The 26,964-nt window shown below is 63.1% G+C and carries 27 protein-coding genes; 16 read left to right on the plus strand and 11 right to left on the minus strand.

All coding sequences use genetic code 11. The features are described 5' to 3' along the window. Positions 1–83 precede the first annotated feature (83 nt). Together PX52LOC_RS26735 and PX52LOC_RS26740 are read left to right on the plus strand one after the other, a co-directional pair. Positions 84–1,220: an ABC transporter permease gene (locus tag PX52LOC_RS26735; RefSeq protein ID WP_149112958.1), complete on the plus strand. Its 1,137-nt coding sequence runs from the start codon at positions 84–86 to the stop codon at positions 1,218–1,220. A gap of 11 nt (positions 1,221–1,231) precedes the next feature. Beyond that, a complete protein-coding gene (locus PX52LOC_RS26740; protein WP_149112959.1) occupies positions 1,232–2,287 on the plus strand; it encodes an HlyD family secretion protein in 1,056 nt (351 codons plus the stop codon). Here the strand turns inward: PX52LOC_RS26740 and PX52LOC_RS26745 are convergent. Further along, complete coding sequence (locus PX52LOC_RS26745; protein WP_149112960.1) at positions 2,277–3,113, minus strand: SDR family oxidoreductase; 837 nt, start codon at positions 3,111–3,113, stop codon at positions 2,277–2,279. The genes PX52LOC_RS26740 and PX52LOC_RS26745 overlap by 11 nt on opposite strands. Before the next feature lie 128 nt (positions 3,114–3,241). Between PX52LOC_RS26745 and PX52LOC_RS26750 the strand changes: the two genes are divergently transcribed. From PX52LOC_RS26750 to PX52LOC_RS26760, 3 genes are read left to right on the plus strand one after another with little or no spacing between them, the layout of a single operon-like run. Further along, on the plus strand, positions 3,242–4,432 hold the full coding sequence (locus PX52LOC_RS26750; protein ID WP_149112961.1) for an N-acetylglucosamine-6-phosphate deacetylase: 1,191 nt from the start codon (positions 3,242–3,244) through the stop codon (positions 4,430–4,432). Between the two features lie 8 nt (positions 4,433–4,440). After that, on the plus strand, positions 4,441–5,643 hold the full coding sequence (locus PX52LOC_RS26755) for a class I SAM-dependent methyltransferase (protein WP_149112962.1): 1,203 nt from the start codon (positions 4,441–4,443) through the stop codon (positions 5,641–5,643). A 36-nt stretch (positions 5,644–5,679) separates the two neighbouring features. Then, positions 5,680–7,560, plus strand: a complete 1,881-nt coding sequence (locus PX52LOC_RS26760; RefSeq protein ID WP_149112963.1) for an aspartate kinase — start codon at positions 5,680–5,682, stop codon at positions 7,558–7,560. Positions 7,561–7,566: 6 nt separating this feature from the next. On the opposite strand, the gene PX52LOC_RS26765 is transcribed toward PX52LOC_RS26760, so the two are convergent. The 3 genes from PX52LOC_RS26765 to pstB all read right to left on the minus strand — a co-directional run bounded on the left by PX52LOC_RS26765 (position 7,567) and on the right by pstB (position 9,834). Then, on the minus strand, positions 7,567–8,187 hold the full coding sequence (locus PX52LOC_RS26765) for a hypothetical protein (RefSeq protein ID WP_178132574.1): 621 nt from the start codon (positions 8,185–8,187) through the stop codon (positions 7,567–7,569). A gap of 92 nt (positions 8,188–8,279) precedes the next feature. Continuing rightward, positions 8,280–8,990, minus strand: a complete 711-nt coding sequence (locus PX52LOC_RS26770) for a response regulator (protein WP_149112964.1) — start codon at positions 8,988–8,990, stop codon at positions 8,280–8,282. Between the two features lie 16 nt (positions 8,991–9,006). Then, on the minus strand, positions 9,007–9,834 hold the full coding sequence (pstB, locus tag PX52LOC_RS26775) for a phosphate ABC transporter ATP-binding protein PstB (protein WP_149112965.1): 828 nt from the start codon (positions 9,832–9,834) through the stop codon (positions 9,007–9,009). 196 nt (positions 9,835–10,030) lie between these two features. On the opposite strand from pstB, the gene PX52LOC_RS26780 reads away from it, so the two are divergent. Together PX52LOC_RS26780 and PX52LOC_RS26785 are read left to right on the plus strand one after the other, a co-directional pair. Further along, on the plus strand, positions 10,031–11,233 hold the full coding sequence (locus tag PX52LOC_RS26780; RefSeq protein ID WP_149112966.1) for an endonuclease/exonuclease/phosphatase family protein: 1,203 nt from the start codon (positions 10,031–10,033) through the stop codon (positions 11,231–11,233). Positions 11,234–11,401: 168 nt separating this feature from the next. After that, positions 11,402–12,148 (plus strand): hypothetical protein, encoded by a 747-nt coding sequence (locus PX52LOC_RS26785; RefSeq protein ID WP_149112967.1) that lies wholly within the window; start codon positions 11,402–11,404, stop codon positions 12,146–12,148. A gap of 24 nt (positions 12,149–12,172) precedes the next feature. Here the strand turns inward: PX52LOC_RS26785 and PX52LOC_RS26790 are convergent, their stop codons facing one another. Then, positions 12,173–13,183 carry a hypothetical protein gene (locus tag PX52LOC_RS26790; protein ID WP_149112968.1) on the minus strand — a complete coding sequence of 337 codons (1,011 nt, stop codon included), beginning with the start codon at positions 13,181–13,183 and terminating at the stop codon, positions 12,173–12,175. A gap of 117 nt (positions 13,184–13,300) precedes the next feature. On the opposite strand from PX52LOC_RS26790, the gene PX52LOC_RS26795 reads away from it, so the two are divergent. The 5 genes from PX52LOC_RS26795 (at position 13,301) to PX52LOC_RS26815 (ending at position 19,561) form a co-directional block, all read left to right on the plus strand. Then, positions 13,301–15,334, plus strand: coding sequence for an ABC transporter ATP-binding protein (locus PX52LOC_RS26795; RefSeq protein WP_149112969.1), 2,034 nt, complete (start codon positions 13,301–13,303; stop codon positions 15,332–15,334). A 62-nt stretch (positions 15,335–15,396) separates the two neighbouring features. Next, positions 15,397–16,230 (plus strand): glycosyltransferase family 2 protein, encoded by an 834-nt coding sequence (locus tag PX52LOC_RS26800; protein ID WP_168219221.1) that lies wholly within the window; start codon positions 15,397–15,399, stop codon positions 16,228–16,230. A 4-nt stretch (positions 16,231–16,234) separates the two neighbouring features. Beyond that, positions 16,235–17,635 carry a DUF6513 domain-containing protein gene (locus PX52LOC_RS26805; protein WP_149112971.1) on the plus strand — a complete coding sequence of 467 codons (1,401 nt, stop codon included), beginning with the start codon at positions 16,235–16,237 and terminating at the stop codon, positions 17,633–17,635. Between the two features lie 7 nt (positions 17,636–17,642). Beyond that, entirely contained in the window at positions 17,643–18,989 is a 1,347-nt protein-coding gene (gene pabB / locus PX52LOC_RS26810) for an aminodeoxychorismate synthase component I (RefSeq protein WP_149112972.1), read from the plus strand. Continuing rightward, positions 18,986–19,561 (plus strand): DUF447 domain-containing protein, encoded by a 576-nt coding sequence (locus tag PX52LOC_RS26815; protein ID WP_149112973.1) that lies wholly within the window; start codon positions 18,986–18,988, stop codon positions 19,559–19,561. Before pabB ends, PX52LOC_RS26815 begins: the two co-directional genes overlap by 4 nt. A 344-nt stretch (positions 19,562–19,905) precedes the next feature. Here PX52LOC_RS26815 and PX52LOC_RS42855 read toward each other — a convergent pair whose 3' ends face one another. Further along, the gene (locus PX52LOC_RS42855; protein ID WP_246173843.1) at positions 19,906–20,301 is read right to left on the minus strand and encodes a hypothetical protein; all 396 of its coding nucleotides are present in this window, start codon (positions 20,299–20,301) and stop codon (positions 19,906–19,908) included. Here PX52LOC_RS42855 and PX52LOC_RS42860 point away from each other — a divergent pair. Then, the gene (locus PX52LOC_RS42860) at positions 20,215–20,535 is read left to right on the plus strand and encodes a hypothetical protein (protein WP_246173799.1); all 321 of its coding nucleotides are present in this window, start codon (positions 20,215–20,217) and stop codon (positions 20,533–20,535) included. The genes PX52LOC_RS42855 and PX52LOC_RS42860 overlap by 87 nt on opposite strands. On the opposite strand, the gene PX52LOC_RS26825 is transcribed toward PX52LOC_RS42860, so the two are convergent. The 4 genes from PX52LOC_RS26825 to ilvC form a co-directional block, all read right to left on the minus strand. Then, the gene (locus tag PX52LOC_RS26825) at positions 20,528–21,280 is read right to left on the minus strand and encodes an MlaE family ABC transporter permease (RefSeq protein WP_149112975.1); all 753 of its coding nucleotides are present in this window, start codon (positions 21,278–21,280) and stop codon (positions 20,528–20,530) included. The two genes, PX52LOC_RS42860 and PX52LOC_RS26825, sit on opposite strands and share 8 nt — an antisense overlap. Further along, positions 21,277–21,948, minus strand: a complete 672-nt coding sequence (locus PX52LOC_RS26830) for a class I SAM-dependent methyltransferase (RefSeq protein ID WP_178132575.1) — start codon at positions 21,946–21,948, stop codon at positions 21,277–21,279. The genes PX52LOC_RS26825 and PX52LOC_RS26830 overlap by 4 nt, the downstream gene beginning before the upstream one ends. Before the next feature lie 41 nt (positions 21,949–21,989). Further along, on the minus strand, positions 21,990–22,388 hold the full coding sequence (locus PX52LOC_RS26835; RefSeq protein WP_149112977.1) for a hypothetical protein: 399 nt from the start codon (positions 22,386–22,388) through the stop codon (positions 21,990–21,992). A 517-nt stretch (positions 22,389–22,905) separates the two neighbouring features. After that, complete coding sequence (gene ilvC / locus PX52LOC_RS26840) at positions 22,906–23,952, minus strand: ketol-acid reductoisomerase (RefSeq protein WP_178132576.1); 1,047 nt, start codon at positions 23,950–23,952, stop codon at positions 22,906–22,908. Between the two features lie 110 nt (positions 23,953–24,062). Here ilvC and PX52LOC_RS26845 point away from each other — a divergent pair, with 110 nt between their 5' ends. Beyond that, positions 24,063–24,557 carry a MarR family winged helix-turn-helix transcriptional regulator gene (locus PX52LOC_RS26845; RefSeq protein ID WP_149112978.1) on the plus strand — a complete coding sequence of 165 codons (495 nt, stop codon included), beginning with the start codon at positions 24,063–24,065 and terminating at the stop codon, positions 24,555–24,557. Positions 24,558–24,560: 3 nt separating this feature from the next. Here the strand turns inward: PX52LOC_RS26845 and PX52LOC_RS26850 are convergent, their stop codons facing one another. Next, entirely contained in the window at positions 24,561–24,824 is a 264-nt protein-coding gene (locus tag PX52LOC_RS26850; RefSeq protein ID WP_149112979.1) for a hypothetical protein, read from the minus strand. Positions 24,825–24,918: 94 nt separating this feature from the next. Here PX52LOC_RS26850 and PX52LOC_RS26855 point away from each other — a divergent pair, with 94 nt between their 5' ends. Together PX52LOC_RS26855 and PX52LOC_RS26860 are read left to right on the plus strand one after the other, a co-directional pair. Beyond that, complete coding sequence (locus PX52LOC_RS26855; RefSeq protein WP_149112980.1) at positions 24,919–26,355, plus strand: glycosyltransferase family 39 protein; 1,437 nt, start codon at positions 24,919–24,921, stop codon at positions 26,353–26,355. Between the two features lie 195 nt (positions 26,356–26,550). Continuing rightward, entirely contained in the window at positions 26,551–26,928 is a 378-nt protein-coding gene (locus PX52LOC_RS26860) for a DUF3592 domain-containing protein (RefSeq protein ID WP_149112981.1), read from the plus strand. The last annotated feature ends 36 nt before the right edge of the window (positions 26,929–26,964 follow it).

Below are 26,964 nucleotides of genomic sequence, written 5' to 3' on the forward strand. Positions count from 1 at the left end.
TCTCAAACGACGGACGCGGTCGGCCCGACCGCACCGCGCGGTCCTTGCTCTTCGCGCGGATTCTGCGATGCTGGACAGGGCCGATGAGTTACTCTCTCACGACGATCTGGTTCGAGCGCAACCGCTTTCTCCCCGCGATTCTCGCGGTGGCGTTTTCGGCCGTGCTGATCGCCGTGCAAGGCGGACTGGTTATCGGCCTACTGGCAATGATGTCCTTGCCCATCGACAAGTCGCGGGCGGACGTGTGGGTCGGCTACCCCGGCGTGCGGAGCGTGGACTTGGGCCGGCCGTTGCCGGACCGCTGGGTCACGCGGGTGGTCGAGCAGCCGGAAGTCGAGCGCGCGGAACTGGCGATGATCGGCTTCTCGCTCTGGACCCGAGTCTCGTCCACTCAGAGCCCGGCCACGCCGGAAGTCTGCACGGTCGTCGGTTCGACCCTCGGCCCGGATTCTCTGGCCGCAGTGGAAGGATTGCGGCAACAGCCCGACCTGATGGCACGGCTGTCGGAACCCTTCACGGTGGCCGTGGATGAATCGGAACTGGGGCGGCTGAACATCACGGGCGTCGGTCAGGACGCCGACATTCTCGGCAAGCGGGTTACGGTCGTCGGCCTCGTACACGGCTATAAGAGTCTCGGCGGCCCGTATGTCTTCTGTTCGAACGAGAACGCCCGCGTGCTGTTGAAGTACTTCCCCGGCGAGGCCACCTACATTGTGGCAAAGTGCGGGACGCCCGAAGACGCCAAGCGGATGACGCTGCGGATGAAAGGGTACTCGCAGTTGACGGCCTTCACGGCCGACGACTTCTCCTGGCGGTCGCGGATGCACTGGCTGTTCACCACGAAGGCCGGGGTCACGGTCGGGTTCACGGCTCTCCTCGGCCTGCTGGTCGGAGCCGTCGTGACCAGCCAAACCCTCTACGCGGCGACGGCGGCTTCACTCCGCGAGTATTCCACGCTTCGAGCGATGGGCATTCCGCGGTGGCGGCTGCAACTGTCCGTGTTGGAACAGTCCTTCTGGGTCGGCCTCTTCGGGGTCATGGTGGCCGCCCCGGTGACGTTCGTCATCGCACAAGCGGCGAATTACATGGGCACCCAGGTCATGCTCCACCCGCTGGTGATCGGCATCGCCATCCTGATTACGATGGTCATGGCCATCGGGTCCGGCCTGGCGGCATTGCGGTCGTTCCAGAACGTCGACCCGGCCCACAACCTTCGCTGAGGACGCCCGTCATGGCGAACGAACACCGCGGCCCGAGCGTGATTATCTGGCTCGGCATTCTACTCCTGGTCGTGTCCATTGCCGGGCCGACGTGGTACTTCACCCGCCCTGCCCCGCCGCCCGTCAGCACCGGGCCGGCCCTCGAAGACCTCGACGTGGTGTGCAACGGCCGCGTCGACATCGATGGCTCCACGTTCTCCCTCGACCCCAACGTGCCTGGCCGGGTCGTGGAACTTCACGTGAAGGAAAGTGCCGTCGTGAAGAAGGGCGACGCGATCCTCAAGCTGGACGACTCCTCTTACCTCGGGGCCGTTAAGGAAGCGAAAGCGGCGGTCAAAGCCGTGCAAGTCGAGATCGAAGCGGCCCAAGTTCGCCTCAAACAGCACCCCGATCAAATCGCATTGCAACAGAAGAAGATCGAAGCCGCCGACGCGGAAGTGGGGGCGGCCGAGAAGCAACTGGAACAGATGCAGGAACGGGCGAAAGTCACCTCGCAGATCACGAAGGCGGATGTCGAAGCGTTCGCGGCCAAGATTAAGAGTGGGAAGTTGCTCGCCGACGCCGAGCGTTTGCAACTCGAGCAGTTGCGGAAGATCGACCCGGAGCTCGAACTGAAAGCCCTGCAAGCGAAAAAAGAAGCCGCCGATGTGACCGTGGAACGGGCGGAGAAAGCCGTCCTCGATTGCGTTCTGAAGGCCCCCAGCGACGGTACGATCCTGCGGCTTCAAACGGCCGTCGGGGCGACACTCTCGCCGGGCCTGCCGCTGCCGACGATTCTGTTCGCCCCGAGTAGTCAACTGATCATCCGGGCCGACGTGGAACAGTCATCGCTCGGGCGCGTCAAGGAGGGGATGAAGGCCGCCGTTCGTGACGACGCCCGTTCCGATTCCCCGACTTGGAACGGCCGCGTGCGAACCATCGCGGGGTGGGTGGCCCAGAAGCGCTCGATCCTACTCGAACCCGGCGAGTTGAACGACGTGCGGACGACCGAAGTCGTGATCGAACTCGACGGGTCACCTAGCAATTTGCGGATCGGTCAACGAATGCTCATCCGCATCACGAAGTGACGGCCTTTTTGCGGGCTGCGATCTCCTCCGCGAACAATTTCCGCACTTTCTTCTTCGCGAAGATGTCGAACAGCCAGGGGAAGAACCGCGTCACGAGCACGAGCATCTTTCCCTGAAGCGTCAGCGTGATCTCGTTCGACCCCTTCCGCATCGCGGCGAGCGTGGCCTCCGCGACCTCCTCCGAGGTCATGCCGCGCTTGTGGTCGAGTGACTGTTTCGCCTTCGCCTCGAGCATGTTCTTCGAAAAGTTCGTCTGCGTCAGGCCGGGGTTCACGACGAGCACGTCAACACCGTCCTTCGATAACTCCGACCGGAGGGCTTCGCTGAACCCCGCGACCGCGAACTTGCTGCTGGAATACAGCGATCGGGCCGGGTAAGCCCGACGGGCGACGACCGACGAGATGTTCACGATCTGCGGCGTCCGCCCTTGCTTCAGCAGCGGGATCGCGAGCCGGGTGAGTTCGCACAGGGCGAAGTAGTTTGTCTCGAAGATGTCCCGCAAGACCTGCGGGTCCGAGTCCATGAAGTGCCCGGTCGCACCAATGCCGGCGTTGTTGATGAGCACGTCCAAGCCGCCAAAGTGCTTTTGGGCGGCCGCGATCATCGCCTCGCGGTCTTGCGACTTCGTGATATCCGAGGCGACCGTCTCGATCGTCCCGCCAGCAGCCCGCACATCGGCCGCGAGTTCCGCGAGCATCTCGGCCGACCGCGCGGAGGCGATCACCTTGCAACCGGCTTTCGCGGCCGTCGTGGCAATGGCTCGGCCGATCCCCTGAGACGCGCCCGTGACTAAAACCCGCAATCCCGACAGTTCCCGCCGTGCCATCGTGTCTCCTCAGTCTTATGTTGTCATTTTTAGAGGAACGCCGGCGACTTCACTAGCGGTTCCGGCCGGGCGAGGGCGGGAATCTTGGGCGGTTGAACCGAAGGTTCCGACTTTAACGAAGTGGCACGATGCGATACCAGACTGCGTTTTTGAATGCCAACGTCATCTTCCCGGATCGGGTTCAAAAGGCCGGGGCAGTGGCGTTGGTGGGCGACCGCATCGGAAACTTCGGCGACCCGAAGTCGTTCTCTGCCACCGAAACCATCGATCTCGAAGGCAAGTATCTGAGCCCCGGCTTCGTCGATCTGCACGTCCATGGCGGCGGCGGTGCCGATTTCATGGACCTGACGCCGGACGCCTTTCGGCGAGTCTGCCAAAGTCACGCGAAACACGGCACAACGGCTTTGACCCCGACGAGTACCGTGGCCGCCGCGGAAGACTACGATCAGTTTCTTGCCCTGTGCCAGCAGATGCGCGGCGACGTGACCACAGGCGCGCGGGTGGTGGGAAGTCACCTCTACGGCCCCTACTTTCTGCCGGCCGCGAAGGGGTGTCACCCGAACGCGGCATTCCTGCGGCCGGCCGCCTCGCAGGTCGCGGGGTTCCACGATTACGATGCAGCCTTCCCCCTGGCTGTGACAATCGCCCCAGAGTTGCCCGATGCCGAGACTCTCACGCGGGCCTGCCGCGAGCGGGGCATTCACGTCAACATCGGGCATAGTTACGCGACGATGGAACAGGTCGAAGCCGCCGTCGGATGGGGTGCCCGGCACGTCGATCACCTGTTCTGTGCGATGTCCGACCGCGCCCGATTGCGGCAGCAGCAAGCCTTCCCGATGCGGGCGGGGTTACTGGAAACGACGCTCGTCACCGACCAACTCACGACGGAAGTCATCGCCGACGGCAAACACCTCGCCGACTCACTGTTGCGCGTCGCCTACAAGTTGAAAGGCCCCGACCGGCTGGCTCTGGTGACGGACACGATGCGGGCGATGGACATGCCGGACGGCGAATACTGGTTCGGCCCCGAAGGGTCGGGGGAACGCATCCGCCGCCTGGACGGTGCGGGCGTCACGCTGGACGGGAGCGGCCTGGCATCCGGCGTCATGGGCATGGATTACTGCGTCCGCACGATGAAGAACGCGACGAAGGCGCCGTTGCACGAAATCATCCGCATGGCCAGCCTGACGCCTGCGAAAATCATCGGCCTGGATCAGCAGCTCGGCAGCATCGAAGTGGGCAAGCGAGCCGACCTCGTCGTGCTCGACGCAGAATTGCAAGTGGAACAAGTCTACGTCGGCGGCCACCGAGTTCACTAACTAACCTCATGGACCTCAAGACATTCGAAGAACTGCTGTCACCCGTCGGGCAGTCCGCACTCGCGGCCGCGATGGACTGGCAACCGAGCGAGGCGGCCTTCCTGCCGACGTTCGAAAAACTCCGCAAGAAGTACCCGGCGGATCTCGCGAAGGCCGCCGTCGAAACCGCGATCCTGCGGGGCAAGGCCGCGAGCAAGTTCCCGCTCGCCAAGCGAATGTACTTCACCCGCGAGGCGCTCGAACAATCGTCCTCGTCCGCGGTGGCGGAACACCGGGCCAAACGCTTCCGAGATTACGCCACGGTCGCTGACCTGTGCTGTGGCATCGGTGCGGACGCCATTGCGCTCGCGGCCGCAGGTTGTCACGTGACGGCCATCGACCGCGACCCGTTACGGGCCCGCATGGCCGAGGCGAACCTGGCGGCGTGCGGCCACGCTGAGCAAAGTCAGGTCTTGGTGGCCGACGTGCTGACCGACTCACGGCCGACGGTGGACGCGATTTTCTGCGACCCGTCGCGGCGGGCCGACGGCCGGCGGTTCCTTTCGGTCGCCGACTACCTGCCCTCGCCGCAGGCCGTCCTCGCGCGGTTCCCATCAGATTTCCCGGCGGGGATCAAACTCGCCCCCGGCGTCCCGCAGGACGATCTGATGCAGTTCGACGGCGAGGCAGAGTTCATCTCGTTGAACGGCGAACTCAAGGAATGCGTGATCTGGCTCGGGCCGTTGCGGACCTCTGCCCGGCGGGCCACCGTTCTCCCCACGGGTCAGACTCTCGCGGCCGAGAGCCCGGCCCCCGCTCCACCGATTCATCAGCCGCTCCGGTACGTTTACGACCCCGATCCCGCCGTTACGCGGTCGGGCCTCGTGACCGATTTCGCACAGACGATCGACGGCAAACTTCTCGACTCGCAGGTCGCGTTCGTCACCTCGGATCGACTCGCCGAGACGCCGTTCGCCACAGCATACGAGGTCGAAGAGACGCTGCCATTTCATGCGAAGCGCCTCGGCGAGTGGATGCGGTCGCACAACATCGGCCGCGTCACGCCGATCAAACGCGGTTCGTCGGTGGACACCGATGAGCTTGTCCGCCGCTGGAAGTTAAAGGGCGACGAACACCGAGCCGTGCTGCTGACCGTCTGTGACGGTAACGCCGTCGCGATCATCGGCAACCGGGCGGTAGCCACAACAGACAGCCGACCATTGCCTTCGTAAACTCACTCAGAAGCGAACGACCTGCGAGGATGAACCGTGGCTCTTGTGGTGCAAAAATTTGGCGGCTCCAGTGTGAAGAACGCGGCCCGCGTGTTGGAAGCGGCCCGCAAGGCCATCCGCGCCAAGCACGACGGCCACCAGGTGATGGTGGTTGTCTCGGCTCAGGGCAGCACGACCGACGACCTGATCGCGAAGGCGCACGAGATCAGCACCACGCCGTCGGCCCGCGAGATGGACATGCTCCTGGCGACCGGCGAGCAGATCAGCATTGCGCTCACGGCGTTGGCGATTCAGGAACTCGGCGAGAAGGCGATTAGCCTCACCGGCCCGCAAATCGGCATCGTGACCGACAGCACCCACCGCAAGGCCCGCATCAAGAAAATCGACACGTCGCGGTTGGTCGAAGCCCTGACGACCGGGCACATCGTCGTCCTCGCCGGCTTCCAGGGCACGGACGAACTCGATGACATCACGACCCTCGGCCGCGGCGGGTCGGATACCACTGCCGTCGCCGTCGCTGCCGCACTGAAGCAGGCCGGGTACGATGTGCAGTGCGAAATTTTCACCGACGTGGACGGCGTGTACACGACCGACCCACGGATCGTCGCCGACGCCCGGAAGATGGACGCCATCAGCTACGACGAGATGCTGGAAATGGCGAGCATGGGAGCCGGCGTCATGCACTCGCGGAGCATCGAGTTCGCGAAGAAATTCGACGTCCCGCTGATGGTCCGGAACGCGCAGTCGGACGCACTCGGGACGTGGATCGTCCCCGAGGCCGATTGGATGACGGAAATCCCCGTCTGCGGTGCGGCCCTCGCCTACGACGAATCTCGTCTCATCCTCGACGGCGTGCCGGACCGGCCGGGCGTGAGCCACAAGATTTTCTCCGCACTCGCCTCGGCCAACATCGCCGTGGACATGATCGCGCAGAGCGTGGGGTCCGGTGGCAAGGCGACGATCGGCTTCACGGTCATCAACTCCGACCGCGAGAAGACCATCAAGACCCTCTCGCCCATCGTGACCGAACTCGGCGCGACCCTCCGCGAGATGGGCAAGGTTAGCAAGGTGTCGATCGTGGGGGCCGGGATGCGGACCGTCAGCGGGGTGGCCGAGAAGATGTTCCGGGCACTCTCGGCCGAGAAGATCAACCTGAAGATGATCACGACCGGCGACATCAAGATCAGCGTGCTGATTGAAGAGGACGAAGTCGCCGAGGACACGAAAGACCCGGGCGGCGAGCCGATCAAAAAGGCTCACCTCGAAAGTCGCAAAGCGGTCCGCGGGCGGCAGGCCCTCCGCGCGATTCACTCGGCGTTCGGTCTCTCGCAGCCGCGGAAGGGGGCGGGCAAGGCGGTCGGCGACTTCCTGAAGCGTCCCGCGCCACTCGTCTCAACGGCCCCGTCCGACCGCGCCTCGGCCGTCGCGAAATTGGAGGGGATGGAAGACATCCTCGTGAGCGGCGTTCACCTCAACAGCGATCAGAGCCGGATCACGATTTCCGACCTGCCCGACCGGCCGGGGAACTGTGCCGCCCTCTTCACCGCGATCGCCGAGGCCGGCATTCTGGTGGACATGATCGTGCAGAACATGACCGGGCCGGGCAAGGCGGAACTATCGTTCACCGTGCCACGGGAGAGCCTGCCGCGAGCATTAAAACTCGCCCAGGACATGGCCAAGACCATCGACCCGCAGTGTGCGGCGGTCGGCGACGCGGAGATTGCCGTACTGTACGTTCTGGGCGTCGGGATGCGGTCCCACACGGGCGTGGCCAAGACCATGTTCGGGGCGCTGGCCGATCGCGGCATTAACATCGCGATGATTAACACGAGCGAAGTGTGCCTGGGCGTCGTCATCGACAAGGCACGCGGCGAAGAAGCGGCCGCGTGCCTCAAGGACGCCTTCGAGATCGGCTGACGGCCGTTACTTGATGATCGGCGAGCCGGGGGCCGCCGGGGCCGGAATCGTCGGCGTCGGCGGCAGCGTTTGCGGCGCGATCACCGGCACGCCGGCGGGCAAACCGCCGGCCGGATCGCGGGGTAAGGCCCCGGCCGAGTCTGCCGCGGGGGCGGTCGTGCCCGTCTGGCGGAAGTTCGTCATGTCGTGCCGGCGGATGACGATGTTGTTCCCGTTCGTGCCCGCGCCCATCGTGTAGACGCCGAACTTGCCCGTCGTCGTCTCGGCGATGTACAGGGCCGATTGGCCCTGCGTGACGTACCCCGTCGTCATCATGAAGTGAACGTCTTGCCGCGGTTCGACACCGAACTCCGTCGCGAGATCGACTTCCGCAAAGCCGACGATCTTCCCCTGGGTCTTGTCGATGACGGTCCCGAGCAACTTGCCAGACTTGTAATCGAGCAACCAGACGCCATCGGTCTGAATCCGCGGGTTGATCGTGACCGCCCCGGTGGACATCACGTAGTCCTGGTAGCGGTCGTTGGACGCGGCCCCCACGGATCGCGGTTGCCCGCTGTAAAACATCGTGGCCACCATGCCGAGGGCCATACCTGTCACGCCGACAATAACCATCGCACCCTGCCGCATGGCATGTTCCCCCGCCGAATGTTGGTAGACTCGGTGGGAAGCGATACCGTCGGGGCGAAGACGTGTCCAGCCGACTTTTCATCCCGACCCGCTCACGCGGTCGTTTCGGAAGCTTCCAGAAAGCGGTAACCAACCCCACGGACAGTTTCGATCAATTCCCGCGTCGCCCCGGCCTCCAGCAATTTCTTGCGCAGCGTCTTGACGTGAACGTCGATCGTCCGTTCCAGCACGATCGACCCCTCGCCGATGGCCGCGTCCATCAGTTGATGGCGGGTGAACGCGCGGCCCGGCTGGCGGACGAGGCACTCCAGTAACCGGAACTCCGTCGGCGTCAGTTCGAGTTCTTGCCCGCCGTGCGTGATCTTGTGGCGGACGCGGTCGACCTTCACGCCCAGGTGTTCGATGACATCGCTGCTGTCCGCCGCCCCGGCAACCCGACGGAGTTGAACCTTGACCTTTTCGAGCAGAATTTTGTTGCTGAACGGCTTCGTCACGTAGTCGTCGGCCCCCATCGAGTAGCCGACGAGTTGGTCGGTTTCCTCTGACTTCGCCGTGATCATGATGATCGGGATGGACCGCGTTCGGTCGCCGGCCCGCAACTCGCGGCAGACCGTCAGGCCGTCGACGCTCGGTAGGTTGATGTCGAGCAGGACGACGTCGGGGATGATCGTCTGGGCCTTGCGCAGCCCCTCCTGCCCGTCGTGTGAAATAATGGTTTCGAACCCCTCGCGGTCGAAGTACCACTGGAGCGACTGCGTCAGGCCTCGTTCGTCTTCGACGATCAACACTCGCGGTTGCGGCATGGAAACCTCGGTCCGGTCACCCGAATCGTCCGGTGATGTAATCTTCCGTTTGCTTCTTGCTCGGCTTCGTGAACAGTTGGCGGGTCGGGCCGGCCTCCACGAGTACCCCCTCGAAGAAGAACGCGGTAATGTCCGACACGCGGGCGGCCTGCTGCATGTTGTGCGTTACGATGACGATGGTGTAAGTCGCCTTCAGGTCGTCGATCAAGTCTTCAATCTTCGCCGTGCTCTTGGGGTCGAGGGCCGAGGCCGGCTCGTCCATCAGCAGCACTTGCGGGTCGGTGGCCAGCGACCGGGCGATGCACAACCGCTGTTGTTGACCGCCCGAAAGGGCGAGGGCCGAGGCGTTCAGCCGGTCCTTCACCTCGTCCCAGAGGGCGGCTTGTCGAAGACAGCGTTCGACGAGTTCGTCCAGCACCCGGCGGTTGGTTTGGCCGGCCATCCGCGGGCCGAAGGCGACGTTCTCGAAGATCGACTTCGGGAACGGGTTCGACTTCTGGAACACCATCCCCACGCGGCGGCGCAGGTCGACGAGGTTCGAATCTTTGTTGTAAATGCTCTGGCCGTCGAGGTTGATCGTGCCGGTGTGCCGCACGCCTTCCACGTGATCGCTCATGCGGTTGAGCATCCGCAGCAAGGTCGATTTCCCGCACCCGCTCGGCCCGATGAACGCCACGACCGAACGCTCCGGCATCACGAGCGAGATGTCGAACAGGACTTGCTTGCCGGGGTACCAGAAGTTCACGTTCTGGAGCGTGAACTTCGGCTTCGCCAGGGCCAGATTGACGGCCGACTTGGGCGACGGGACCCGGGCCGTCACAATATCGGTAAACATCCGGGTCATCGATTGATACTCCTTCGCACGATGTGATTATGGTGACGTTCTAGGTGCTGATTGTGTAGGAACGAAGAAGGAACGATGAAGACGGCCGGCTCAACCCCGGGCCGTGAGAGTGGTTGTTATCCGCGAAATGCTCGACATTCCGCCGCTCGGCCGGCCTTTAGCATAGACTGAAGGGACCGCAATTCGAGAGGTTCACATGGCCCGAACCAAGGCACTCCCCGTCGATACCAAGGTCCTCCTCGACTACTTTCTTCGACTGCCGCGGCGTTTTCAAGTCGCCATCGTCGCCATCGCAGCCGTCGGCTGCCTGCTTTATTTCTCGGGCGTTTTTAACAAGGTCACGACTCCACCGACCTCTCCGGGCGACGGACAACTCGGAGAAATGGGGGAGCTAACCCCGGTCAACGCCGACGTACCGGCCGGCCAGCGGGAGTTGTTCTTCTGCTTTTGGAACGTGGAGAATCTCTTCGACGACAAGAACGACAACCGCCGGAGCGTGGACGAGGAATTCGACAACGCCTTCGCGGATAACACCGAGTTGCGCCAACTCAAACTCGACCACCTCGCCACGACGATCCTGAAGATGAACGACGGCAAGGGGCCGGATGTCCTCGCGTGTGTGGAACTCGAAAGCGTGCGGGCGCTGGAACTGTTACAAGGGACGCTCAACGCCAAGATCACCGATCCGAAGATGAAGTACGTGTCCCTCGCCATGAAAAACCTCGACGCCGGCCGACACATCGCACCAGGCGTCCTCAGCCGGTACCCGCTCTCGCAACAGCGGACAAAGATGATCGGCTCGCGGCTCCGGATTCTCGAAACGCACCTGTTCATCAACAATCAAGACTTGTGCATTGTGGCCTCGCACTGGACGTCGAAGCTCAAGCAAATGGGCGGCGGAAACGGCGAAGAGGGTCGCGAAAAGTACGCCCGCGGCATCTACGGGGTCTTCAAGCAGATGGTGGAGAAGAACCCCGACGCCGACTTTTTGCTGTGCGGCGACTTTAACGACACCCCGGACTCGGAGGAGGTGGCCGATGTCCTTCACGGCACGGACGACGTGAGAAAGGTCAAAGCCGAGACAACAAACCCGTACCTGCTCGACCTTTTAGCCGGGAAGTCGCCCGACAAGTTCGGCACAATCTTCTACGGCGGCAAACCACTAATCTACGACCACATCTGCGTCTCGCGGGGGATGCTCGACGAGGTCGGTTGGTCGTGCGATCCGACCTCGGTGCAGACGTACACTGACGGTCTGAGGCGGACGGGGGCCACACGTCGCGAACCGTGGCGGTTCGGCAGCCCGGGGCAGAAACTCCGCGATTCGGAACGCGGGTTCAGCGATCACTTCCCCGTCACGGTGAAGCTCACCGTTCGCACGCCGACCCCGAAGCAGTAACGCGGCCTCGCGGTTTCTACGATCCGTGCGATCGTTCCCTGGATGCGGACTGTTCGTGCGTGCGGTCCAACGATCTGCCCGAGAATGTGGGCGATTCTCTTGCTCGCGCTCGGCCGGACGGCTAACCTCGATAAATTGGGATAGTTTCACCCTCGGGCCGAGGTTCGCATGTCCCCGGGATCGCGCCGCAACATTCTGGTCACTCTCCTCGCGATGGGGTTCGGCGTCACCGCTGCTACTCCCGTGATAGCCCAAGCCCCCCGCGCGGGCGATCCGTTCAGCACCGTCGATCCCGCCACGGCGGCCGGCGATAAGCCCGGCAACTGGACCCTACACTTCCGATACGCCCCGCCACGGATCATCACCGTGGATGTGCCCGGCAAGGGGAAGGTCACGGCGTGGTACATGGTTTACCGGATCTTCAACACCACCTCGACCCCGCAGGCAGTTACGTCGCTGAAGTTCGACTTGGTGACCAAAGACCTGAACACGACCCACCTCGATGAGCCGCAGCCGGCCGTCTTCAAGGCGATTGCCGCGAAGGAAGACCCCGAGAAGAACATGAACCTGCTGACGACCGTGCAGGTCACGCAAAACCCCATCCCCGTTACGAAGCCGGACTCCTTCCCCCGCTACGTCTCCGGCATCGCCATCTGGACGGATGTCGATTTGCGAGCAAACCGGACCAACAAGTTCAGCGTGTACGTCAGCGGTCTGTCGGATGGCCTCGTCGCGGAGAAGCAGGTGGATGCGTCGCAGCTTATCAAGGTGAAGACGCTACAACTCGATTTCCAGAAGCCCACCGACAACATTCGTCCTGGCGTGGACGACGTGAAGCGCGAGGATAACGGGGGACTCGGTGGCGAGCGTTGGATTTACCGGCCCGTCGATAAGAAACCGGCTCCGAAGGAGTGAGGCGGAACCCTCCCCCTCCCCTTCTTATGGCCGGGGAGCAGATCGGATCAAACCGACACCGACCGCGAGTACCACGAGCAATCCCAGCACCCATTCCGGGTTCGTCCGTAACCAGCGCCCGACTTGTCGGGCGCTCGATCCCCAGATTTTCCTTGGCTTCGTGTTTTGAATCTCCTCACGCAGTCCGAGGTATCGGCCGTGCAAGTGGGCCGTCGTGAGTGCCCAATCGGCCGCCACTTCCTGACGTTGTTTGATGACGAGCGAGCGGAAAACCGCCAAGGACAAGGGTTGCCCGACGACCGTCAGAACCTGCTGACCGTGGTCGGCAAACCAATCCGCGTCGCCATCCGCTGCCAGTGTCCGGCGACACGCCCGGACCGATTCGACGTACCCGAACACCGCCCCCGGCGTGGATAACTCCTCCGACGGGGCCGCGAAGTACGGCTGGAGCTTTTCCCACGTCCGAATGACGCGGCGCATCTGGGCCAGTTTTCGATACCCCTTGCGGCGTTCTGCCGGTGAGTAGGTCGTTCCCGGCGGGACGACCTTTGCGGTCGGGACATCGACCGCGGAATCGGTCGGCGAGCGCTCCTTGCGTCGCTTCTTCTTGGGAACTTTGGGCACGCGCGGCCGGCGGCGCGGCTTCTCGGCCTTTGGCGCGTCTAGGATGCGGGGGACCGACACCACTTCCGCTTCGAGTACCACCGGCTGACGGGGCTTTCCTCCCAGCAAATCGGCGTCCAGAACGATCTCCGCGTCGCCGGCCAGCTTCGCGGACGTGGGGGCCGAGCGACTCGCCCGGTTCGCCTCTTCCGTCAGCGTGATGAGCGCCTGTGCGAGTCGGTTCATTCCTTCGGTGACGAGATCCGGGTGGACGAGTTGGTGCGGGCGGAGCTTCTCCATCTGCGCCAGGGCGCACTGTTCCACGTCCAGCGTTGCGAGCGGCCCCGCCGTCAGGCCCAGGATCGTGCGGTCGTCCGGCGGCCAAGGACCAGGGGGGAGCGTCAGCCAGGTTCGTAGCAGGTCGGTGTTCATAAGTTTTGTGGCGCTCGGCACGAGCGGAGAAATTGCCCTTGTGGGATTCGCCCGGAAAACGGTACAAGCTCGAATCTCAACGAATCTCGGCGGTTGGTCGATGGAGCGACCGAATCTATGCGTAGTTTCTGGCGATCGCTGAAATTCTCGTTGGTGTACCGGACCCGGCTCATCTTATCGGTCTTCTGCGCGCTGATGGTGGCCGTGTTCTGGGGGGCCAACATTTCCAGCGTCGGGGCCGTCCTGACCATCCTCGCCGACAACAAAACGCTCCAGCAATGGGTCGATGAGAAAATCGAGCACCTCGACGCCAATGCGAAGAAAAAAGAGAAGGAACGGATCATCATTCAGGAGCGCCTGACGGCCGTCGAGGACGACCCGAACGCGGTCGACCGGGAGAACGTCAAGCGAGGGCTGAACAAGAAGCTCGCGGAGGTCTTGGGCGACCAGAAGGATATCAACCGGAAGCTCTACTGGACTCAACTCCTGAAGATGCAGGTGATCCGTTTCTTGCCGAATGACCAATTTCAGACGTTCGTCTGGATCATGGTGGCCGTCGTGATCGGCGTGGCCGTCAAGGGCGTCTTTGATTTCGGGCAAGAAGTCCTCGTCGGGGGCGTCATTAACCGCACCCTCTACGACATCCGCAACCGCATGTTTCGTTCCCTCGTTCACCAGGATTTCAGGCAGATCGCCGAAGCCGGCACGCCCGAGATCATGTCGCGGCTGACGAACGACGTGGAGCAACTCGGTCAGGGGATTAAGACCCTGTACGGCCGTCTCGTGGTCGAGCCGTTGAAGGCCATCGCCTGCCTCATCGCCGCGTGCCTCATCTCTTGGCAGTTGACCGTGGTGTTCGTCGTCCTTGTGCCCGTGGCGCTGATCATGCTGACGAAGTTGAGCCGGATGATGCGGCGAGCGGCGAAGAAGTTGCTCGAACAAATGTCGGACCTGTACCAGATCATTCGCGAGTCGTTCGACGGCATCCGCGTCGTGAAGGCGTTCACGATGGAACCCTACGAGCGCCGCCGGTTCCGCCGCGCCGCGGACCAGTACGCCCGCCGCGCGCAACAAGTCTCGAACATCGACGCCTTCTCCGGCCCCATGATCGAGTGGCTCGGCATCGTGGCCCTCGGCCTCGCGCTGACGGCCGGGGCGTACCTCGTCATCACCCAAGAGAGGCGAATCGCGGGCTTGAACATGCGGGGCGACGACCCGCTCGGGTTCACGGAATTACTGACGCTCTACACACTGCTGATCGCCGTGGCCGACCCGGTGCGGAAGTTGTCCAGCGTGTACACCAAGATTCAAGCCGGGGCCGCCGCCGCGGACCGCATCTTCGTGCTGGCCGACAAGATGCCGACGATCACCACGAACTCGGACAGCCCCGTCCTCCCACGGCACGCCAAAACCATCGAGTTCCGCAACATCACCTTCGCCTACACCCACGGGACCGAAACGCCGACGTTGAACGGTGTCAATCTCACGGTGAAGGCGGGCGAAACCATCGCCATCGTCGGGCCGAACGGCTGCGGGAAGTCCACCCTGCTCGGGTTCCTGCCGCGCTTCTACGACCCGGACATCGGCACGGTCCTGATCGACGGCGTGAACAGCCGGACGGTGAACCTCCGCAGCCTCCGCAAGCAGGTCGGCCTCGTCACGCAGAACACGGTGCTGTTCGAAGACACGATCTTCAACAACATTGCCTACGGAAAGATCGGAGCGACCAAAGAAGAGGTCGAAGCCGCCGCCAAGAAGGCGTTCGCGGAAGAATTTATCGAAGTCTTGCCGGGCGGGTACAACACGGTGATCGGCAAGACCTGGAAGCCGTCCGGCGGCCAGGAGCAGCGCCTCGCCCTCGCGCGGGCCATCCTCCGCAACCCGAGCATTCTGATTCTCGACGAGTTCACTAGCCAGATCGACCCGGAGAGCGAGGCCAAGATTCACCTCGCGATCCGCGAGTTCGTGAAGGGCCGCACGACGTTCCTCATCACGCACCGCATGTCGAATGTGGAATTCGCCGACCGGATCGTCGTGATGGACGCCGGCCGCATCGTCGCCGTCGGGTCGCACGCCTCGCTGACCGCGAGCTGTCCCCTCTACCAACGGCTCTACGACGCGCAGACGCCGCTCCGTTCCGAGGCGGCTTGAACTACTCGCGCCGCACCGCGCTGATACTCTGAAGGGGAATGACTCCCTCCGACGCGGCCCCGATGACAAGCAGTCCACCCGATCCCGTAACCTTGATCCTGCCGGTGCGGAACGCCGCCGCTCAGTTGGCCGCCGTGCTGAACGAGTGGTCGCGGTTCCTTCAAACCGAACTCGGCCGCGGGTACGACATCATCCTCGTGGACGACGGCAGCACCGACAAAACGCCGGAATTGCTGGACAACTTTCGCTCAACAATTCCCCACCTGCGATTGCTCAAGCACCCACAATCGCTCGGCTTCGGGGCCAGTCTGCGGACCGCGTTGGCGGAACCCACGCACCCCATCGTCTGCTACTCATCGCTCGACTATCCTTACACGCCGGCCGACCTGTTGAAGTTGTTGGGGCAATTGGGGAAGGTCGCCCCGGTCTTCGACGTTCCGCACGCGATCGAGGCCGTCAGTGGTTGCCGCACCGGCCGGCCGGTGCCGCCGTTCTGGAAGATCGTCGGCGGATTGTACCGCATCTTCGCCCGGATCGCCCTCGGCATTTCGCCGCCGCGGCTGCCGGGCTGGCTCGGCTTCCGCGATCACTTCCGGTCGTGGTGGCTGTGGCTGGCGATGGGCGTGCCGTTGGCGGACGTGAACTCGGCGTTCAAGGTCTTTCGCCGGTCGCTGTTCGACCGCTTCCCGATCCAATCCGACAGCGACTTCGTGCACGCCGAGATTTTCGCGAAGCTCACGTTCCTCTCCGTGCTGGTCGCGGAAGAACCGCTCTCGCCGAAGTCGGAGGCCACGCCCAAAACGTGGTGGTCCGACTTCTGGGCCGTCTTGAAGGACGCGAAGTTCCACACCCCGCTCCCCGACCTCACCCAGCCGACGGTGTCGCCGACACCGTGACGCCATGGACGCTCCCCGCCGCGAGCGCATACTCTTCGTCACCGGCAAGCTGGCCGAGGCATCATTGCGGCGCGTCCTCGCGGAGTTACGGCCGAAGGTGTCCTTCGACGCGGAGGTGGCCGTCCTGCCGATCACGGTGGCGGCGCTGATGACGACAAAGTGGGTTGCCGGCCACCTGAGCGTTCCGGAATCCGTCGATCGAATCCTGTTGCCCGGACTCTGCCGGGGCGAGGCGGAACTGGTGGCGACCGCCGCACAACGGCCGACGGCGTTCGGCCCGAAAGACCTTCGCGATTTGCCCGAACACTTCGGTCACCGTTCCGGCCCGCCGGCGGGGTACGGCAAGCACGACATCGAGATTCTGGCCGAGATCAACCACGCGCCGCAGTTGTCGCTCGATCAGATTCTCGCAGTGGCCCGTCGCTACCGCGAGAGCGGGGCCGACGTGATCGACCTCGGCTGTGATCCGGGCACGACTTGGGCCGGCGTCGGAAGCGCGACCGCGGCACTGCGAGCGGAAGGCTTCCGCGTCTCCGTTGACTCCTTCGACTCGGCGGAAGTCGAGGCGGCACTCGCCGTCGGGGCGGAACTGGTGTTAAGCGTCAACTCAACGAACGTGGCGGACGCCCGGAGGTGGCACGCACAGTTTCCGGCCGTGGAAGTGGTGGCGATTCCTGACTCGCCGAGCGACCTGGACAGCCTGCACCGCACGGTCGAGCACCTGCAAACGTGGGGCGTGAAGCACAGGCTCGATCCCATCCTCGAGCCGATCGGCTTCGGCTTCGCCACCTCGCTCGGCCGCTACATCGAAACGCGGCGGCGATACCCGGACGCCGAGATCATGATGGGTGTCGGGAACCTCACCGAACTGACCGATGTCGATTCGGCCGGCGTGAACGTGTTACTCGCGGGCTTCTGCCAGGAACTCGGCATCCGAAGCGTCCTCGCAACGGAGGTCATCAACTGGTGCCGCAGTGCGGTGAAGGAATTCGCACTCGCCCGCCGACTGGTCTTCCACGCGGTGAAGGAGAAAGTGCTACCGAAGCGACTGGAACCGAACCTCGTTTTGCTTCGCGACCCCCGGCTCGCGACGCACGGCGAGGAAATGCTCCGCGAGTTGGCGGAGCGAATCACCGACCGCAACTACCGCATCTTCGCGGAACGCGGCGAGTTGCACGTCATGAACGGCACGACGTACCTCCGAGGCACCGACCCGTTCCAAATCTTCGCAGAGTTGCTGAAACAGGACGCGCGGATCGACCCGTCGCACGCCTTCTACCTCGGCTACGAGTTCGCGAAAGCCGTCACCGCCCTGACCCTCGGCAAGAACTACGAGCAGGACCGGGCACTGACGTGGGGCTTTCTCACCGTGCCGGAAATCAGCCACCGGAACGCGGGGCTATAATACGCGCATGTCGTCGCTGCTCCCGGTGGTCGAAGAGTTAGTCCCCTGCCCCGACCCGTGGGACACGGCCCGACGGCTCGCCCACCTTCCGCACCTACTCTTCCTCGACTCGGCCGACCGCCACCCCGAACGCGGCCGGTACTCGTACGTCATGGCCGATCCGGTCGATTGGCTCACCGACCCGCGGACGATCTTCGATGAACTTCGCTTCGAGCCGACGGCCTCCGATCCGGACCTGCCGCCGTTCCAGGGTGGGTACGCCGGCCTGTTCGGGTATGACCTGGCTCACCAGTTGGAACGATTGCCCCGCGCTGCGGCCGACGAGTTCCGGATTCCGCCAGTGCGTGTGGGCCGCTACGACTGGGTCATCGCGTTCGACCATTTGCACCACCGGGCGTGGCTTATCGCACACGGGTCGGCCCGAGAAAAGGTCGCCGACATTCGCCGACACCTGCGACGCGATTCGTTTCCCGAGTGGGTACAACCGCACGCAGCAGTCGTCTCTCCGGTCATGCAGTACCCCTCGGCCGCGGGGCCGTGGATCACGTCCAACTTTTCCCGAGACGGCTACATTGCCGCTGTCCAGCGGGCGATCGAGTACGTCCGAGCGGGGGACATCTTCCAGGTGAACCTCTCGCAGCGGTTGCTCGCACCACTGTTGGGACACCCGCTGAACATTTACGGCGACCTCCGCAGCCGCTGCCCCGGTTCCTTCGCTTGCTACTTCGATCTCGGCGAGTTCCAGATCGCGAGCGCGTCGCCGGAAGAATTCCTGAACGTGAACGACGGCCAGGTCGTCACGCGGCCGATCAAGGGCACCCGCCCCCGCGGGCGAACGCCGATGGAAGACGCGGCCCGGTTGGAAGACTTGGTCAGCTCCCCCAAGGACCGGGCCGAGAACGTGATGATCGTGGACCTCCTCCGCAACGACCTCGGCCGCGTCTGCGAGTACGGCACGGTTCGCGTATCGAAAGTGTGCGAGGTGGAGAGCTACAACTACGTCCACCACCTCGTGTCGGAGGTTCGCGGCCGACTGCGATCCGGGCTGACGGCCGTGGACTTGCTGCGGGCGTCGTTCCCCGGCGGGTCCGTCACCGGCGCGCCGAAGGTGCGGGCGATGGAAATCATCGCGGAACTCGAACCGACCGCACGCGGCCCGTACTGCGGCAGCGTCGGCTACCTCGGCTTCAACGGCACGATGGGCACGAACATCTTGATCCGCACGTTCACCGCCGGCGGCGGGTGGTTGCAGTTCCCGGTCGGCGGCGGTATCGTGGCCGATTCGGACCCGATTCGCGAGTATGAAGAGACACTGCACAAGGCGGCCGGTTTACTGCGAGCACTCACCCCATGATCCTCGAAGGGTTGATCACGACGACCGCCGAAGACGGCTCGCCGCACCTCGCCCCGATGGGTCCGAGCGTGACTGCCGATATGGGGTCGTTCGTGCTGCGGCCCTTCCCCACGTCCACGACCTACCACAACCTCCGCCGGCACGGCGAGGGGGTACTGCACGTGACCGACGACGTGTTAATACTCGCACGCGCGGCCGTGGGAAAGGTGTCACACTTCCCCGCATGCCACCCGGCACAGAGGGTGCGAGGGTTTGTTCTGGACGACGCCTGCCGGTCTTTCGAGTTCCGCGTGGCGTCGATCGACGACTCGCAGCCGCGGGTCCGAATCGAGGCGGTTGTAGTCGCGGCCGCGACTCGGCGAGATTTCTTCGGGTTCAATCGCGCCAAGCATGCAGTTCTGGAAGCGGCAATCCTGGCGACGCGGTTCTCGCTGTTACCCGCGGCTGAAGTGGCGGCCGAGTTTCGGAGACTCCGCGTGATCGTGGACAAGACGGCCGGAGAACAGGAGTTCGCCGCCATGACGTTCCTGGAACAAGAGTGGGCCGAGTTTCGTACGAGGGCAGAGCGATGACGGTCGTGGCCCCGTGTCGTTTGCATTTTGGATTGTTTCACGTGCCCGTGGATGGACTGACGCACTGGCCGAACGGATCGCCACTACGGAAATTCGGCGGTTTAGGGATGATGGTGCAAGAACCGTGTGTGCGGGTGTCCGGTCTCTCCACCGCGGAATTCACTCCAGCTGTTGGGGCGCTCAGCCTCCGGGCATCAAGGTTTGCGCGAATTGTCTCGGAGAAGATAACACTACCCGACCGCTGGGGATCATACGTCCACATCCGGGCAGATGGCCCGCCGGAACACGTTGGGTTGGGCGTCGGCACGGCCCTGGGGTTGGCCGTCGTTCGGCAGGCGAGGATGTTAGTCTCGCAAGCGACGGCGTTGATGGATTCCGACGCGGGGATGGTCGGTCGCGGCAATCGTTCTGGCATCGGCTGGCACGGATTTCAGCATGGTGGCTTCATCGTCGATGACGGGAAACTCGATGACGAACTTCCGCGGATTCGCGAGCGGATCGAATTCCCCCCTGCTTGGCGGATCGTGCTGGCTCGGCCGACTGTTTCCGAGACCTGGCACGGCGAGGCCGAACGCTTCGCTTTCCACCGCCACCGCCCCGCAGTTCAAGCCCTTGACACGACCGCCCGCTTGTTGCGGCTGGCCAACGAATTCGTGATTCCTGCCTTGAAGCGAGCCGACTTTGAGTCGTTCGCTCGTTCGCTCGCCGAATTCAACCGGAATGCGGGCGAGCCGTTCCATTTGGACCAGGGTGGGCCGTATGCCAGTCCTGCCGTCGCGGAGTTGATCGATGAACTCATGAAGTGGAACGTCCGAGGCGTCGGCCAGTCGTCGTGGGGGCCGACCGTCTTCGCGTTTGCCCCGAACGAACCAGAGGCGGAACAACTGGCAGCCCGCTTGCGGATGCGGTTCCCAAACTTGGCTGATCTGTGCGTAACCGCCGCCGACAATCAGGGGGTGCGCGTTCTTAGCTAATCATCAACCGGGTCAAGCCGACCATCACAACGTCGGCGGCGAGAATCAGGAGCGAGCAAACGACAACGCTATCGGTCGCCGCGCTCCCGACATCCTCCGACCCGCCCCGCGTGGTCAGCCCGATGTAGCACCCGGTCACGCCCGTCAGAAAGCCGAACGCGAGGGTCTTCAACAACGCGGGTACGACATCCCTCAGGTACAACTCGCGGAGAACCGCGGTCTGGTACTTCAACCAGGTCGTCTGCCCGACGATCATTTCGGCCACGAACCCGCTGCTGATCGAGAGCGTGGCAATGAGCACGTGCAACAACGGCACGGCCAGGATGCAGGCCAGAACCCGTGGCGCGACTAGCCGGCGGAGTGGAGAAACGCCGAGCAAGACCAGCGCGTCGATCTGCTCGTTGACCCGCATGGCCGCCAGTTCCGCGCCGAGGCTTGCCCCGGTGCGGGCCGCGACGATCAACCCGGCACCGATCGGCGCGAGTTCCATCAACACGGCCGCGGCCAAAAACGTGGGCAGAAATTCGACCGCCCCCGTTCCGGTTCGCTCCAAGACACCGCGGGTGTGCATCCAGATGACGACCCCCAGCGCTAACCCCGTAACGGCCGCGAGGGGCAGCCCGCCGACGAGGACGCGGTACAGTGGTCTTACCCAACGAGAAGGCCGGAAGAGCGTCGGCAGAAGGGACAAAAAGGAAGCCGCTGCGAACGTCGTCCAGTATCCGACGTTGGCCAGGTGGTTCATGATGAGCCGGGTTTCGTGGCCGCGAACGTCCAGTGGCGGTCCGACGTTTGGCGGGCCGCCTCACCGTCGAACCCGAGGCCACGGACAATCGACCGAACCTCGTCGAGCGTCAGGGCCGCCCGCAGGGAGTTCGCAAAGAGAGCTCTCTGCGAGTCATTCGCCCCGGCAGCGTGAAGATTGACGAGGCGGTCCAATTCCTCTCGCATGGCCGGCCGCAGCAAGTCGCGGACGAACAACGTACCGCCCAGCCGACAAACCCGGACCATCTCGGCGAAACAGGCGGTCGGTTCCGGGATGTGGTGAATGATGCTGTTGGAAACGACGGCCCCGAACCGCCCGGCCGGGTAAGGAAGATCGCGGCCGTTGACACGTTCGAGCGTAATCCGGCCCGCGAAACCGGCCGTCGTAACATTTCGCGAGGCCAACTTCAACATGGCCTCGGACAAATCGACGGCAACGATCTGAACGGCCGGGGACTGGCGACACAGTTCGATTGGGATTTGGGCCGTGCCCGTGCCGACGTCGAGGACCGGATTCAGGACGGCCGGAAACACCGAAAAAAAATCCGCGGCGAACGCCCGGTTCACCGCGGAATGGTCCATCGCGTCGTAGTCGTTCGCTTCGTCTTCGGTGTCCATCGCCTCGGGTTCGAGAACGCGGTCGAGCATGATCGAGACCTCGCGACACTACCCCGACATCGTCCAAAGCGTCACACGGTGCAACACTCTTCACGACGGTGTCGGGCGTCCGTCCCCTCCGCCCGACGTTCGAGTTCCTGCCGGCACTCGGACAGCAAATCCTCACGCAATTCCCAGTTGTGAACGCCGGACCGATCCCATTCCAGGAGGAGCGCCGAGGTGGCCGGATTCATGCGGGCAATCTTCGTCAGCCAAACAACACCGGCCTCGGCGTGGAGGGCTTGCGTCTGCGGATGGTGCCACGCCAAGTGGGTCGCGAGGCACCCTTGCGAGGCACACCGGGAGAATGCACCGTGGATCAACAGAGGGCTTCCTTGTTCCAACAAGGAAACCATCCGCGTAAGCCCATTGCTCGTGGCGTTGGGCAGCCAGCGCGCGCGAAATTCCTTGACGGCCGATGACAGAGACATCGTCACTCCTCCCGCATCGACGGATGAAGGACAAATTAGCCGAATCCGTTTCGGACTAACGGTCGTTTGTTAAATTAACGTCCTGGTATTCCAGTACCAAAACGTCGGGGGACTAGTGCTGTGGCTGGCGATAAACTCGACCGCCGAGGTGAGAATTAGGCGGTTCACAGCAGGTTGACGTGGGCATCATAGTCCCCGACTATGGGAAGTGTCAAGAAGCTGTCCCCCTGCCCAAGCTGGTTTGCCCCTCGCGGAGGATGCCCCTACCCCAGACTTGGCGCACGGATCAGCACTTACGTTCACTGAATTATTTCGATGAATTTTCGGAATCGGAAGGCTCAAGAATTGAACGTCCGTACACAATTCGCGGGCCAAAATAATAACAACTAGTGTTTGATATCGAGAATCTACAGTTGTTAAATCTTGTGCGGTATTGTTATTTATAATGAGCAAAAATAAGCCGTGCAGTGACAAAAGCTCACTGCACGGCCTAGTTACTCACACGTCTACTATTGAATTACTGTCGCTCGGGGCGAAGACCACGGACGACGGCTCCGGCCTTCCACATTTCGCTCTCGGCAATCTCTTTCAATTCCTTTTCTAACGACTGCCGATAGTCAGGCTTGCTGTTCGCTTCCAACGTCCGCCGCGTTTCTTCGCCGGTCTTCACCGACTCGTAAAGCGATTCGAAAACAGGCTTGCTGGCGTCGCGGAACTTCTTGAACCAGTCCAGCGCGCCGCGTTGAGCGGTCGTCGAACAGTTCGCGTACATCCAGTCCATGCCGCGTTCGCCGATCAGCGGGTAAAGGCTCTGCGTGGCTTCCTCGACCGTTTCGTTGAACGCCTCGCTCGGGCTGTGGCCCTGTGCGCGAAGGACTTCGTACTGGGCCAGCCACAGGCCGTAGATGGCCCCCATCAGCACGCCGCGCTCGCCGGTCAAGTCCGAGAACACTTCCTTTTGGAAGGTCGTCTCGAAGAGGTAGCCGGAACCGATGGCCACGCCGAGCGCCAGGCACCGTTCCCGCGCGCGGCCGGTCGCGTCTTGGTGGATCGCGAAACTGCTGTTAATCCCGCGGCCTTCCAGGAAGAGCCGGCGGACGGTCGTGCCCGACCCCTTCGGGGCGACGAGAATCACGTCGATGTCGGCCGGCGGGATGACGTTTGTCTGGTCCTTGTAGACGATGGAAAAGCCGTGGCTGAAGTAGAGCGCCTTGCCCTTCGTGAGCAGCGGCTTCAGCTTCGGCCACATGTCCTTTTGGCCCGCGTCGGAGAGCAAGTACTGGATGACCGTGCCCTTCGCGGCCGCCTCTTCCGGATCGAACAGCGTCTCGCCGGGAACCCAGCCGTCTTCGAGGCACAGGTCGTAGGCCTTGCCGCCCTTCCGCTGGCCGACGATCACCTTGACGCCGTTGTCCCGCATGTTCAACGACTGACCGCGGCCCTGAACGCCGTAGCCGAGGACGGCCACGGTTTCGTTGGCGAGGATTTGCTTCACCTTCTCCGGCGGGTAGTCGCTGCGTTCGATGGCGACTTCTTTGAACTCGTTGACGATCATGTCCTTCATCGCGGGTCAACCTCAAGTGGGAGGAGAGAACAGGCTAGAGAGAAGGTATTCGCCGGATCGCTCGTCGTCAAGAATCTTGACGTCAAGATACTTTCGCCTAAACCATCCGCATGGGAGCTGACAGCGACGTGATCGACCGCATGATCGCCGACTGGCAACAGGTCCGGCCGGACCTGGATGCGTCGCCTCTCGGCGTTATCGGCCGCGTGATCGTTCTCGCCCGGCACCTCGAACAGAGCGTGGAGACGGTCCTGAAAGTTCATGGCTTGAGTCTGGGGCAGTTCGACATCCTCGCCACACTCCGACGGCACGAATCAAAGGGCGGGCTGAACCCAACGCAACTCTGCGAAAACGTGATGCTGACGTCGGGGGCCATGACCTCCCGTCTGGATCGATTGCAAGAAGCCAAGTTGATCGCCCGGCAGGCGGACCCTGCCGACCGCCGTGGCGTGGTCGTCGTCCTGACGCCGAAGGGGCGGAAGTTGATCGAAGCGGCCACGGCCACACGGTTCGAGGAGGCTGCCGATTCCCTTCCGAAGCTCAGTCCAATGGAAATGTCGAAGCTCGAAGCCGGCCTTCGAACGTGGCTGGCGCAGTATTCGTGACCGTTACTCGTCCACCACGTCTTCGAGCAGCGAAATTGCGATCACGTCCTGGCGGTTGAGCAGCACCCGCTTCCGGTTCCGCTTCACGCCGGTCGAGACGGCCGCCGCAACGTAGTTCTCGCGCGTGCTGTCAGTATCGCGGAGGTCATGCAAGTCACAACTTCTCATTTCGAGGAAGTGGTCGTCGACGGACTTCAACAGCCCGAGGCAAACGAACTCGCTGCGGAAATCGACGACGACCTTCTGCCCGACGAATTCGTTCAACATGTCCGCCCTCCGAAATCGGTCTCGCGTGGTCGGGAGAGTTTGTGTATGAATCCCGATCCAGATTCTCTAGCCGGACGCGGACGGAGGAATTCGGTTGACGCGACGACAATTACTCCTGGTCCTCGGCATCTTCGCGGCCTACTGCGGCCTCACGCAGGTCGTGCCGCCGTTCGACGACGAGTTTTACTACTGGTGCTGGACCGAACACCTGCAACTCAGTTACTACGACCACCCGCCGATGACGGCGTACCTCATCAAGGCCGCGACGGTCGTGTTCGGAGATACGCTATTCGCCGTCCGTCTGCCGGCCTGCCTTTCGACGGCGGTCGTGTTCGCCGTAGTCCTGGCGCTCTCGCGGCCGAAGTCCGTCGCGTGGTGGCTTTTGGTCACGCCGTTATTCAACTTCGGGGCCGTCATCGTGACGCCTGATACGCCCCTGTTGATGTTTTGGGCCGCTTACCTGTACTGGCTGGTCCACGTCCATCGGCAGTTGACGCCGCCGGAGGGCGAGGGGCATGTCCCCTTCTGTAACTGGCTGATCGGCGGCGCGCTGCTCGGTTGTGGCGTGCTCGGCAAGTACACGACCGGCCTCGCCGTGCCCGCGGGGTTCGTGACGTTCCTGCTGGTCGGGCAGTGGCGAAAGTGGTTCTTCGGGTACGTCTTCCACGGCGTTATCGCGTTCCTGGTCGCGTCACCGATCCTCATCCACAACATCCGGCACGATTTCATTCCGCTGCTCTACCAGTGGAAACACTCGATGAGCACGATCGACCCGGGACTGAAACGGTTCGGGGAATTCGTCGGCATTCAAATTCTGCTCTTCGGCACGATGCCGTTCGCGCTCTTACCGTGGGTGTTCCTGAACTGGCGGCGGCTGGCCACCGACCCGCGGTTGCGGGTGTGCCTGTGCCTGTACGGGTTCCCGTTCCTGTTCTTCTTGTACAAAGCGACTCGCGGGCCGCTGGAAGGGAACTGGGCGCTGGTCAGCTACATCGCCTTCTGGCCGCTGGCGGCGGAATGGTACGCCAGCGTGCAGCACAAGCAGTTCTGGCGGCGGGCGATGCCGGCGGGTTTCCTTGTCCCGGCCATCGCAACGGTGTTGGCCGCTGTTCACCTCGTACATCCGCTCTCGTTCATCAAGCCGCTAGACGATCGGCTGACCCGGCAGGTCGAAAAGCACGAACTCGCGAAGCGGATCAAGGCGGAAGTGGACCAGCTCCCGGAGCACCTGCCGGTGTACGCCGATTCTTACCAGTGGGTGGCGCTGTTGCGGTTCTGCGGCGTGGACGCGCACCAGATCGATGGCATCACCCGGCCGAGCCACTTCACGCAGCGGCCGGAACAGTTCACCGACGTGCCGCACGGCTATATCTTCTGGAACGGCGACCCGTGGACGTTCGATCCCGAAGCGCCGAAGCGGAAGTTGCTGCCCGCCAAGGGACTGACGGAACGGAAGCCGCTCAAGGTGTTCCCGCTGAACGTGCGGGGCGAGTTGATTACCGGCTTCATTTTGTGGGAATACCGGCGATAATCCGCACTCCTGAATCGGTCGCAAACCCTGTATTTTAAAAGGGAATACAGGGTTTTTCGTTCTCCACTCTGCCCTGCTTCAAACCCGCAGTACAGCCAATGCCACGCGAGCAGGGCTTTCGTGCCGCTCGCCAGTTTCGCATCGTTGCCTGGCATGACGTGCGCGTAAAACTGATCGCTTCGGAGGATAGGTCGCATGGATGCGTACATCTGCCCCCTGATCGTCCTTGCCGTCGTTCTCGCCTTCGCGGGCCTCTTCGCCCTTTCGCTGATTCTGGAAGGGCGGAAGATTCAGGCACTTTGCCACGACGGCGTCGAGGCGATCGCCGTCGTCGTGAGCAACTCGTTGGTCGTAACCCAGCACGCGGAGCGACGCCGGACCGTCACCTATCGCTTCTCGGACGGCACGGGCCAAACCCGAATCGTTGTGTTCAAATCGACCGGTGGGCATGAAGGATCGCTGGCCGGGTTGGCCGCGGGCGACCCAATCTCAATCGTCTATCTGCCCCACAACTCCGCCGTCAGTAGGCCAAAAGTCGTGGTGGACGATCACCGGGCGGCGTTTCGGAAGTAAGTCGGCCATCGCCGGGGTGACGCGGGGTGGCGCGAT

Origin of the sequence: Limnoglobus roseus, from assembly GCF_008254045.1 — a bacterium.
GTDB lineage: Bacteria > Planctomycetota > Planctomycetia > Gemmatales > Gemmataceae > Limnoglobus > Limnoglobus roseus.

What these genes read in the sequence shown, in the direction of transcription:
- PX52LOC_RS26735 (WP_149112958.1), top strand. Translation starts at nt 84, where the DNA reads ATGAGTTACTCTCTCACGACGATCTGGTTCGAGCGCAACCGCTTTCTC.
- PX52LOC_RS26740 (WP_149112959.1), top strand. Translation starts at nt 1,232, where the DNA reads ATGGCGAACGAACACCGCGGCCCGAGCGTGATTATCTGGCTCGGCATT.
- PX52LOC_RS26745 (WP_149112960.1), bottom strand. Translation starts at nt 3,113, where the DNA reads ATGGCACGGCGGGAACTGTCGGGATTGCGGGTTTTAGTCACGGGCGCG.
- PX52LOC_RS26750 (WP_149112961.1), top strand. Translation starts at nt 3,242, where the DNA reads ATGCGATACCAGACTGCGTTTTTGAATGCCAACGTCATCTTCCCGGAT.
- PX52LOC_RS26755 (WP_149112962.1), top strand. Translation starts at nt 4,441, where the DNA reads ATGGACCTCAAGACATTCGAAGAACTGCTGTCACCCGTCGGGCAGTCC.
- PX52LOC_RS26765 (WP_178132574.1), bottom strand. Translation starts at nt 8,187, where the DNA reads ATGCGGCAGGGTGCGATGGTTATTGTCGGCGTGACAGGTATGGCCCTC.
- PX52LOC_RS26770 (WP_149112964.1), bottom strand. Translation starts at nt 8,990, where the DNA reads ATGCCGCAACCGCGAGTGTTGATCGTCGAAGACGAACGAGGCCTGACG.
- pstB (WP_149112965.1), bottom strand. Translation starts at nt 9,834, where the DNA reads ATGACCCGGATGTTTACCGATATTGTGACGGCCCGGGTCCCGTCGCCC.
- PX52LOC_RS26780 (WP_149112966.1), top strand. Translation starts at nt 10,031, where the DNA reads ATGGCCCGAACCAAGGCACTCCCCGTCGATACCAAGGTCCTCCTCGAC.
- PX52LOC_RS26785 (WP_149112967.1), top strand. Translation starts at nt 11,402, where the DNA reads ATGTCCCCGGGATCGCGCCGCAACATTCTGGTCACTCTCCTCGCGATG.
- PX52LOC_RS26790 (WP_149112968.1), bottom strand. Translation starts at nt 13,183, where the DNA reads ATGAACACCGACCTGCTACGAACCTGGCTGACGCTCCCCCCTGGTCCT.
- PX52LOC_RS26795 (WP_149112969.1), top strand. Translation starts at nt 13,301, where the DNA reads ATGCGTAGTTTCTGGCGATCGCTGAAATTCTCGTTGGTGTACCGGACC.
- PX52LOC_RS26800 (WP_168219221.1), top strand. Translation starts at nt 15,397, where the DNA reads ATGACAAGCAGTCCACCCGATCCCGTAACCTTGATCCTGCCGGTGCGG.
- PX52LOC_RS26805 (WP_149112971.1), top strand. Translation starts at nt 16,235, where the DNA reads ATGGACGCTCCCCGCCGCGAGCGCATACTCTTCGTCACCGGCAAGCTG.
- pabB (WP_149112972.1), top strand. Translation starts at nt 17,643, where the DNA reads ATGTCGTCGCTGCTCCCGGTGGTCGAAGAGTTAGTCCCCTGCCCCGAC.
- PX52LOC_RS26815 (WP_149112973.1), top strand. Translation starts at nt 18,986, where the DNA reads ATGATCCTCGAAGGGTTGATCACGACGACCGCCGAAGACGGCTCGCCG.
- PX52LOC_RS42855 (WP_246173843.1), bottom strand. Translation starts at nt 20,301, where the DNA reads ATGGAACGGCTCGCCCGCATTCCGGTTGAATTCGGCGAGCGAACGAGC.
- PX52LOC_RS26825 (WP_149112975.1), bottom strand. Translation starts at nt 21,280, where the DNA reads ATGAACCACCTGGCCAACGTCGGATACTGGACGACGTTCGCAGCGGCT.
- PX52LOC_RS26830 (WP_178132575.1), bottom strand. Translation starts at nt 21,948, where the DNA reads ATGCTCGACCGCGTTCTCGAACCCGAGGCGATGGACACCGAAGACGAA.
- PX52LOC_RS26835 (WP_149112977.1), bottom strand. Translation starts at nt 22,388, where the DNA reads ATGTCTCTGTCATCGGCCGTCAAGGAATTTCGCGCGCGCTGGCTGCCC.
- ilvC (WP_178132576.1), bottom strand. Translation starts at nt 23,952, where the DNA reads ATGAAGGACATGATCGTCAACGAGTTCAAAGAAGTCGCCATCGAACGC.
- PX52LOC_RS26845 (WP_149112978.1), top strand. Translation starts at nt 24,063, where the DNA reads ATGGGAGCTGACAGCGACGTGATCGACCGCATGATCGCCGACTGGCAA.
- PX52LOC_RS26850 (WP_149112979.1), bottom strand. Translation starts at nt 24,824, where the DNA reads ATGTTGAACGAATTCGTCGGGCAGAAGGTCGTCGTCGATTTCCGCAGC.
- PX52LOC_RS26860 (WP_149112981.1), top strand. Translation starts at nt 26,551, where the DNA reads ATGGATGCGTACATCTGCCCCCTGATCGTCCTTGCCGTCGTTCTCGCC.